Source organism: Rhodococcus sp. DT1, assembly GCF_049844875.1.
GTDB lineage: Bacteria > Actinomycetota > Actinomycetes > Mycobacteriales > Mycobacteriaceae > Rhodococcus.
In genome coordinates this window covers 739,782-749,436 of the sequence record NZ_JBNCLW010000002.1, presented here as the reverse complement: position 1 = coordinate 749,436, position 9,655 = coordinate 739,782, and the positions used below count along the sequence as shown (strand labels likewise).

Genomic DNA, 9,655 nt, shown 5'->3' with positions numbered 1-9,655 from the left:
ATCACCTGGAACAACGGATGACGCGCCTGCGAACGCGCAGGATCGAGCACCTCCACCAACCGCTCGAACGGCACATCGGCATGGGCGAACGCATCGAGATCCACCCGGCGGACCTCATCGAGGAACTCCCCGAACGACACCCCACCATCAACCGACGTCCGCAACACCAACGTATTGACGAACATACCCACCAGATCATCGAGCGCAGCCTCACCACGACCCGCGACGGGCGTCCCGATCGCAACATCGGAACTCGCGCCCAACCGCGACAACAGCACCGCAAGAGCAGCATGCACCACCATGAATTCCGTTGCACCACTGCGTCGTGCCACCTCGGTGATACCCGCACGAACACGACCATCGATCGTGAACCCATGCGAGGCGCCCCGGTAACTCGACACCACCGGACGAGGCCGATCCCCCGGCAACGTCGACTCCTCCGGCAGATCCGCCAAAGCAGTGCGCCAAAACTCGGTTTCCCGCGCGAGCAGCGACTCCGGATCGGACTCGTCGCCGAGGACCTCTCGCTGCCACAGCGTGTAATCCGCGTACTGGACTTCCAACGCCGACCACTCCGGGACCGCGCCCGCGGCCCGCGCTGCGTACGCCGTTGCCACGTCCCGGGTCAACGGCCCCATCGAGAACCCGTCACCGGAAATGTGATGAACTACCACAACCAGCACATGCTCTTCCGGCGTGATTCGCAGCAGCCGCACTCGGATCGGAACCTGCTGCGTGACATCGAAACCGGCAGTCGCGATCTCCGTGACACGTGCCGGGACCTCGTCGGCCGCGACAGTTTCCGGACGTACCTCGACGACGGTCCCCGAGACAGGCAGAACCTTCTGGAAACCGACTCCGTCGATCTCCGGATACACCGTCCGCAACGACTCGTGCCGCGCCACCACATCCGACACCGCGGCCTGCAACGCATCGACATCCAACGATCCCGACAACCTGATTACCGCCGGAATGTTGTTCGCCGCCGACCCCGGATCCAACCGGTTGAGGAACCACATCCGCTGCTGCGCCAACGACAACGGAATCTGTGCCGGACGCACCCCCGCAACCAACGGAACCCCGGCACCCCCACCGGACACCTGCTCCACCCGCACCGCCAGTTCCCCGACGGTGGACGCCTCGAACAGCACCCGCACCGGCACCCGAGTATCGAGTGCCGCACCCAGGCGCGCGACCACCTGGGTCGCAATCAGCGAGTTACCACCCAAAGCGAAGAAATCATCATCGAGACCGACCCGCTCGACGCCCAATACCTCGGAAAACACCGACGCCACAACCTGTTCGACGGGTGTCTGCGGGGCCCGGAACTCCCGAGCTTCGAAGACAGGGGAAGGCAACGCCTTACGGTCCAACTTGCCCGACGAACCCACCGGCAACTCATCGAGCACCACCATCGCCGACGGCACCATATAAGCCGGCAACACCGCACCCAACCGACGCGACAACACCACAGAATCCACCGACGCACCCGCAGCCGGCACCACATACGCCACCAACTGCTCACCCGCATGCGCATCCGCACGCACCAGCACCACGGCCTGACCGACACCATCCAAGCCCAGAAGAGCAGATTCGATCTCACCGAGCTCGATCCGCAACCCCCGCAACTTCACCTGAAAATCGGTACGACCGATGTACTCCAACTCCCCATCAGCAGACCACCGCACCAGATCACCCGTGCGATACAACCGCTCACCCACACCGAACGGCGACGCCACAAAACGCTCCGCCGACAAATCCGGCCGCCCCACATACCCACGAGCCAACTGCACACCCGACAGATACAACTCACCCGCCACACCCACCGGCACCGGCGCCAGTCGACCGTCGAGCACAAACACCTGCGTATTCCACACCGGCACACCGATCGGCACCGACACCACATCGGCATCGGACACCTCGTGGAACGTCACATCCACCGCAGCCTCGGTCGGACCGTACAAATTGTGCACAGCAGCATCCGGAAGTACCGCCCGCGCCCGCGCCGCCAACGGCGGCGACAACGCCTCACCCGATGCGAACACCAACCGCAGACCCGACAGATCCGAGACCCCGGCCTCGGTTACGAACACCGCCAACATCGACGGCACAAAATGCGCCACCGACACACCACGCTCGGCCATCACCTTCGCCAGATACGCCGGATCCCGATGACCGTCCGGAGCAGCAACCGCCAACCGCGCACCCACACCCAACGGCCAGAAAAACTCCCACACCGACACATCGAACGTGAACGGCGTCTTCTGCAACACCACATCCGCTCCGGTGAGCGAGTATTCGTGCTGCATCCACTCCAGACGATTGACGACCGCCCCGTGCGAGACCGCCACACCCTTCGGCCGGCCCGTCGAACCCGACGTGAAAATCACGTATGCGGTATTCGAGGGTCGCAGCGGCGAAATCCGCTCCTCGTCCGAGACCGGCGCGGCCGACACCTCGGCAAGATCGAGAGTGTCGATCGACACCACCGGCACCGACACCGGAACGTCGAACCCGTCCCGCGACGTCGACACCACCAACACCGGCGACGCCATCTCCACGATGTAGGCGTTGCGCTCGGCAGGCTGATCCGGATCGATCGGCACATACGCGCCACCGGCCCGCACGATCGCATACATCCCGACCAACAGATCCAACGACCGGCGCACCTCCAACCCGACGGTTGTTTCCGGACCCACACCCCGCGAAATCAGATACCGCGCAAGCTGATTGACCCGCGCATCGAACTGCACATACGTCAACGACTCGTCTTCGAACACCACCGCGACCGCATCCGGCGACGCAGCAACCTGCGCGTCGAAGCGATCCAGCAACGTCGCCTCCGCCACCGGATGCGACGTATCGTTCCACCGCTCGAGCACCGCAACACGCTCATCAGCGCCCAGCAGATCGATATCCCCTACCGGACCCGACGGATCAGACACCACTGCCTCGAGAATCCGCACGAACCGCTCCGCGAACCCCTCGACCGTCGAAGCATCGAACAAATCGGTGGCATAGGTGAACTCCGCATGGAAGCCGTCCGGCGAACCATCCTCCGCGAACCCGTCCGACAACGTCACCTGCAGATCGAACTTCGCGATCTGCGCATCGAAGTCGACACCCGAGACACTCAGACCGGGCAGCTCGAGCTCCGCAGCCGCCAAATTCTGGAAAGTCAGCATCACCTGGAACAACGGATGACGCGCCTGCGAACGCGCAGGATCGAGCACCTCCACCAACCGCTCGAACGGCACATCCGCATGCGCGAACGCATCGAGATCTGTCCCCCGAACGGTATCGAGGAACTCCCCGAACGGGACCCCACCATCAACCGACGTCCGCAATACGAGCGTGTTGACGAACATACCCACCAGATCATCGAGCGCAGCCTCACCACGACCCGCGACGGGCGTCCCGATCGCAACATCGGAACTCGCGCCCAACCGTGACAGCAACACGGCCAACGCAGCATGGACGACCATGAATTCCGTTGCACCACTGCGGCGTGCCACCTCGGTGATACCCGCACGAATACGACCATCGATCGTGAAACCGTGCGACGCACCCCGGTAACTCGACACCACCGGACGAGGCCGATCCCCCGGCAACGTCGACTCCTCCGGCAGATCCGCCAAAGCACTGCGCCAGAACTCGGTTTGCCGCGCAAGCAGCGACTCCGGATCGGACTCGTCGCCGAGAACCTCACGCTGCCACAACGTGTAATCCGCGTACTGCACCTCGAGCGCCGACCACCCCGGCTCCCGGCCCGCGGCCCGCGCTGCGTACGCGGTGACCACATCACGAGTCAGGGGCGCCATAGAGAACCCATCGCCGGAGATGTGATGAACCACCACAACCAGAATGTGCTCTTCCGGCGCGACACGCAACAACTGCACCCGGATCGGAACCTGCTGCGTCACATCGAAACCGGCACCCACAACCTCGGCGACCCGCCCCGCAACATCCTCGGCAGCCACGTCCAGAGCGCGCACCTCCACGACCGCGTCGCCGGCACCGAGCACCTTCTGGAAACCGACCCCGTCGACCTCCGGATACACCGTCCGCAACGAGTCGTGCCGTGCCACCACATCCGACACCGCGGCCTGCAACGCGTCGACATCCAACGATCCCGACAACCTGATCGCCACCGGAATGTTGTTGACCGCCGACCCCGGATCCAACCGGTTGAGGAACCACATCCGCTGCTGCGCCAACGACAACGGAATCTGCGCCGGACGAGTGCCGGCCACAAGAGGCACGCGACCCGCAAACGACGACGACTCGAGCAGACCCGCAAGCGCTTCGACGGTCGAGGCTTCGAACAACACCCGCACCGGCACCTGCGTATCGAGTGCGGCACTCAGGCGCGCGACCGCCTGCATCGCGATCAACGAGTTACCACCCAGCGCAAAGAAATCATCGTCCGCACCGACACGCTCGACACCGAGCACCTCGGCGAACACCGACGCCACAGTCTGCTCGACAGCAGTCTGCGGCGCCCGGAACTCACGAGTCTCGAAAGTGGGCGAAGGCAACGCCTTACGATCGAGCTTGCCACTGCTGTTGAGCGGAAACGCATCGAGCACCACAAACAACGACGGCACCATATACCCCGGCAACAACCCCGAAACAAACCGCACCAACTCGCCGCGATCCACCGTGGCCCCCACAACAGGCACCACAAAGCCCACCAACTGATCCCCGAGATCCGAGGCCGACACCACCACCGCAGCCTGAGCGACCGAATCGTGCGACACCAACGCCGCCTCGATCTCACCGAGCTCGATCCGCAACCCCCGCAACTTCACCTGAAAATCGGAACGACCGATGTACTCCAACTCCCCATCGGCGTTCCACCGCACCACATCACCCGTGCGATAAAGACGCTCACCCACACCGAACGGCGACGCCACAAACCGCTCCGCCGACAAATCCGGCCGACCCACATACCCACGAGCCAACTGCACACCCGACAGATACAACTCACCCGCCACACCCACCGGCACCGGCGCGAGTCGGCTGTCGAGCACAAACACCTGCGTATTCCACACCGGCGCACCGATCGAAACCGACACGGTATCGGCGTCGACGACCTCGTGGAACGTCACGTCCACCGCGGCCTCGGTCGGACCATACAAATTGTGCAACCGCACCCCCGGCAGCACCGACATCAACCGGCCCGCCACCGACGCGGGCAACGCCTCACCCGAAGCGAACACCAACCGCAACGACGACGCCGCCCCCACCGACGCCTCCGCCACGAACACCGCCAACATCGACGGCACAAAATGCGCCACCGACACACTGCGCTCCGCCATCACCGTCGCCAGATACACCGGATCCCGATGACCGTCCGGAGCAGCAACCACCAACCGCGCACCCACACCCAACGGCCAGAAAAACTCCCACACCGACACATCGAACGTAAACGGCGTCTTCTGCAACACCACATCCGCTCCGGTGAGCGAGTATTCGTGCTGCATCCACTCGAGACGATTGACGATCGCCCCGTGCGAGACCGCCACACCCTTCGGCCGGCCCGTCGAACCCGACGTGAAAATCACATACGCCGTGTTGTCCGGACGCAGGACACTGCGCCGCTCGTCGTCACCGATCCGCTCGGCAGAGAACCCTTCCAGATCCAGCCGATCGATCTCTATCGCCTCGACATCCACCCCGGACGGCACCTCGAACCCATCACGGGCCGTCGTCACCAGACACACCGGATCAGCAATATCGAGCACATGCCGAATCCGATCGGCCGGATGGTCGGGATCGATCGGCACATACGCGCCACCGGCCCGCACAATCGCATACATCCCCACCAGCAGATCCAACGACCGGCGCACCGCCAACCCGACCATCGTCTCCGGACCCACACCCCGCGAGATCAGATACCGCGCAAGATGATTGACCCGCGCATCGAACTGCGCATACGTCAACGACTCGCCCTCGAACACCACCGCAATCGCGTCGGGATTCGAAAGGACCTGCGCATCGAACCGATCCAGCAACGTCGACTCCGGCACCGGATGCGACGTATCGTTCCACCGCTCGAGCACCGTCACCCGCTCATCGGCGCCCAGCAGATCGATATCCCCCACCCGACACGACGGATCAGCCACCACCGCCTCGAGGATCCGCACGAACCGCTCCGCGAAGCCCTCGACTGTTGCGGCATCGAACAGATCGGTGGCATACGTGAACTCGATACCGAAACCCTTCGACTGCTCACCCGACCCGGCCAGATCGGTGACGGTCACCTGCAGATCGAACTTCGCGATCGCCGTGTCGAATTCCAGTGACTCGACCGACAGGCCGGGGAGCTCGAGGGATGTGACGGGCATGTTCTGGAAGGTCAGCATCACCTGGAAGAGCGGATGACGCGCCTGCGAACGGGCAGGATCGAGCACCTCGACCAACCGCTCGAACGGCACATCCGCATGCGCGAACGCCTCCAGGTCCACGTCGCGCACGCTGCCGAGCACCTCGTCGAACGACCGGGAGGTGTCGATCGGAGTCCTGAGGACCAGGGTGTTGACGAACATGCCGATCGCATCGTCCAGCGCGGCGTCCCCGCGACCGGCGACAGGTGATCCGACGACGATGTCCTCGGTACCCGACAAGCGGCCGAGCAGCACTGCCAACGCGGCGTGTACCAGCATGAACTCGGTCGAGCCCTGCCGGCGCGCGAGCTCTGCGATACGACGACGCAGGTCGGGACCCACGTCGAGCCGGTGCGACGCTCCTCGGTTGCTCGCCACCGCGGGGCGCGGGCGATCCCGTGGAAGCTCCAGCTCGTCGGGAAGCTCCGCCAGCGTCCGGCGCCAATAGTCGAGTTGTTGTGCCATGAGCGACGACGGGTCGTCTTCGCTGCCGAGCACCTCGCGCTGCCAGAGTGCGTAATCGGCGTACTGCACCTCGAGGGGTTCCCACTGCGGAGCACTACCCGAGGCCCGGGACACATAGGCGGACATGACGTCCCGTGTCAGGGGGCCGGCGGAGAACCCGTCGGCGGAGATGTGGTGGACCACCACCACCAGCACGTACTCCTGGTCGGAGACACGCAGCACCCGCACCCGGAACGGCACCTGACGGGTGACGTCGAATCCTTCGGAGACGATGTCGGTGACGCGGGCGACCACGTCGTTCGGGGAGATCGGTTCGGGCGTCACGTCGACGACGAATTCCGAGACCGGCAGCACCTGCTGACTGCCGACACCCTCGTGGTCCGGGTAGATGGTCCGGAGCGACTCGTGCCGGGCGATCACGTCGGAGACCGCGGACGACAGAGCCTCGACCTCGACCCGCCCCACGAGCCGTATCGCCAACGCGATGTTGTTCACCGCAGAGTCGGGATCGAGCCGGTTGAGGAACCACATCCGCTGCTGCGCCAGCGACAACGGCACCCGATCCGGACGGACCTGGGCGACCAACGGCGCACGCGTGTCGCCCCCGGAAGCCGATGCGGCGTCGACGAGCACCGCGAGTTCGGCGGCGGTCGGCGCATCGAAGAACTCGCGGACGTCGATGCGGACGTTGTGGTCGGCACCGAGTCGTGCCACCACGCGTGTCGCACTGAGCGAGTTGCCGCCGAGGTCGAAGAAGTCGTCGTCCACGCCGAGTCCTTCGACGCCGAGAACCTGCTCGAAGGCAGCAATCACAGTGTGTTCGGTCGGGGTGGACGGCGCGCGGTACTCCCGCTGGAGTGAGCTGAAGTCGGGTTTCGGCAACGACTTTCGGTCGAGTTTTCCGCTCGCGCCCAGCGGGAAGGCGTCGAGTGCGACGAACAGCGAGGGCACCATGTAACCGGGAAGACGCCGCCGCACCGCCTCCGCGAGTTCGGTGCGGTCGATCTCGCGGCCGTCGGTGACGAGGTAGGCGACGAGGTGGTCGCCGAGGGTGGGTTCGTGGTGCACCACCACCACGGCTTGACGCACCGTCGGGTGGTCGAGTAGCGCCGATTCGATCTCTCCGAGTTCGATGCGTAGTCCGCGGAGCTTGACCTGGAAGTCGGTGCGGCCGATGTACTCGAGTTGCCCGTCGGCGTTCGTCTTCACGAGGTCGCCGGTCCGGTACATGCGGTCGCCGGCGTCTCCGAACGGGTCTGCGACGAACCGGTCGGAGGTCAGATCGGGGCGTTGCAGGTAGCCACGCGCCAACTGGACCCCGGCGAGGTACAACTCGCCCTCGGATCCGTCCGGAACCGGACGCAGACCCTCGTCGAGAACGTAGAGACCGGTGTCGGCAACCGCCGCGCCGATAGGGACGACGGTGTCGCCGGGCGCGGTGGCGTAATAGGTGACGTCGACCGCGGCTTCGGTGGGCCCGTACAGATTGTGCAGGCTCGCCGAGGACAGTTGATGGAACCGCGCCACCGTCTGCGGAGGCAGCGCCTCACCGGACGCGAAGACGTAGCGCAGAGAAGTCACCGATGCAGCGGCAGGCTCCTCGAGGTACACCGCGAGCATCGACGGTACGAAGTGAGCGATCGTCACGCCGTGGTCGATCATGGTGCGGGCGAGGTACCCCGGATCGCGATGGCCGTCGGGCGCTGCGATCGTCAGGCACGCTCCCACCTGTAGCGGCCAGAAGAACTCCCACACCGACACGTCGAACGTGAACGGGGTCTTCTGCACGACCACGTCGTCGGCGCGCATTCCGTACTCGGCCTGACGCCAGGCGATGTTCGCGACGATCGCGCGGTGTTCGACCGCCACGCCCTTGGGCCGACCAGTGGATCCGGAGGTGAAGATGACGTACGCCAGGTGGTCGGCGGTCAGCGCGCCCGTCCGCTCCTCGGGCCGGACGGGTTCGTCGGAGACGCCCGACAGGTCGATCGTGTCGACTGCCACCGTCGGAACCGTCTCGGGCAGGTCCACGTCGTCTCGTGCGGTCGTGACGACGACTGCGGGTTCGGCGATCTCGAGGACGTAGGCGAGCCGATCGGCCGGGTGATCGGGATCGAGAGGCACGTATGCGCCACCGGCCTTGACGATCGCGTACATGCCGACGAGCAACTCGAACGAGCGCCGGACGGCCAGACCGACGCGGACGTCGGGCCCCACACCGAGGTCGATCAGGTGCCGCGCGAGGCGATTCGCGCGCGCATCGAACTCGCGATAGGTCAGGGTGTCGTTCTCGAATCGGAGCGCCGTCGCGTCCGGTGTCGCCGCCACCTGCGCATCGAACTTTGCGGCGAGGGTGTTCGGGTCGGCTACCGCCGGCGCGACCGCGTCGTTTCCGAGCACCACCAGGGCGTCGGAGAGAAGCGACTCGACGACCGCGGGAAGTCCTGCGCCGCCGAGCAGTCCGGGAGCGACGGTCGACAGCACGACGGGGAGGAGAGCGTCGAACCCGAGCGCGCCACCCATCGCCGCGTCGAGGGTGGATATCTCCTGGTGCAGGCTGCCGTAGGTAAGCCGGGTCTCGCCGTCGACGAGGGCTACACGGTCGGGCTCGACGTCCGCCACGGCGGCGAGCACCCGAGGCAGATCGCCGATTGCCAACGCCGGATTGCCCGCCACGTCACTCGTCATCTACCCCATCCTCCTGAAATAACCTGCGCTCGCTGTATCGCTCACGCGACCCCCGACGGTACTGTCCGAGCGTCGAACGACATCCGATCCTCGATTATCCCGAACGGACCGAC

At 65.2% G+C, this 9,655-nt stretch carries 1 protein-coding gene; it reads right to left on the bottom strand.

What is annotated here, in order from left to right; genetic code table 11:
- On the bottom strand, positions 1–9,542 hold a 9,542-nt coding region (locus ACLQ3J_RS07720), incomplete at its 3' end, for an amino acid adenylation domain-containing protein (protein WP_425902734.1).
- Positions 9,543–9,655 lie beyond the last annotated feature (113 nt).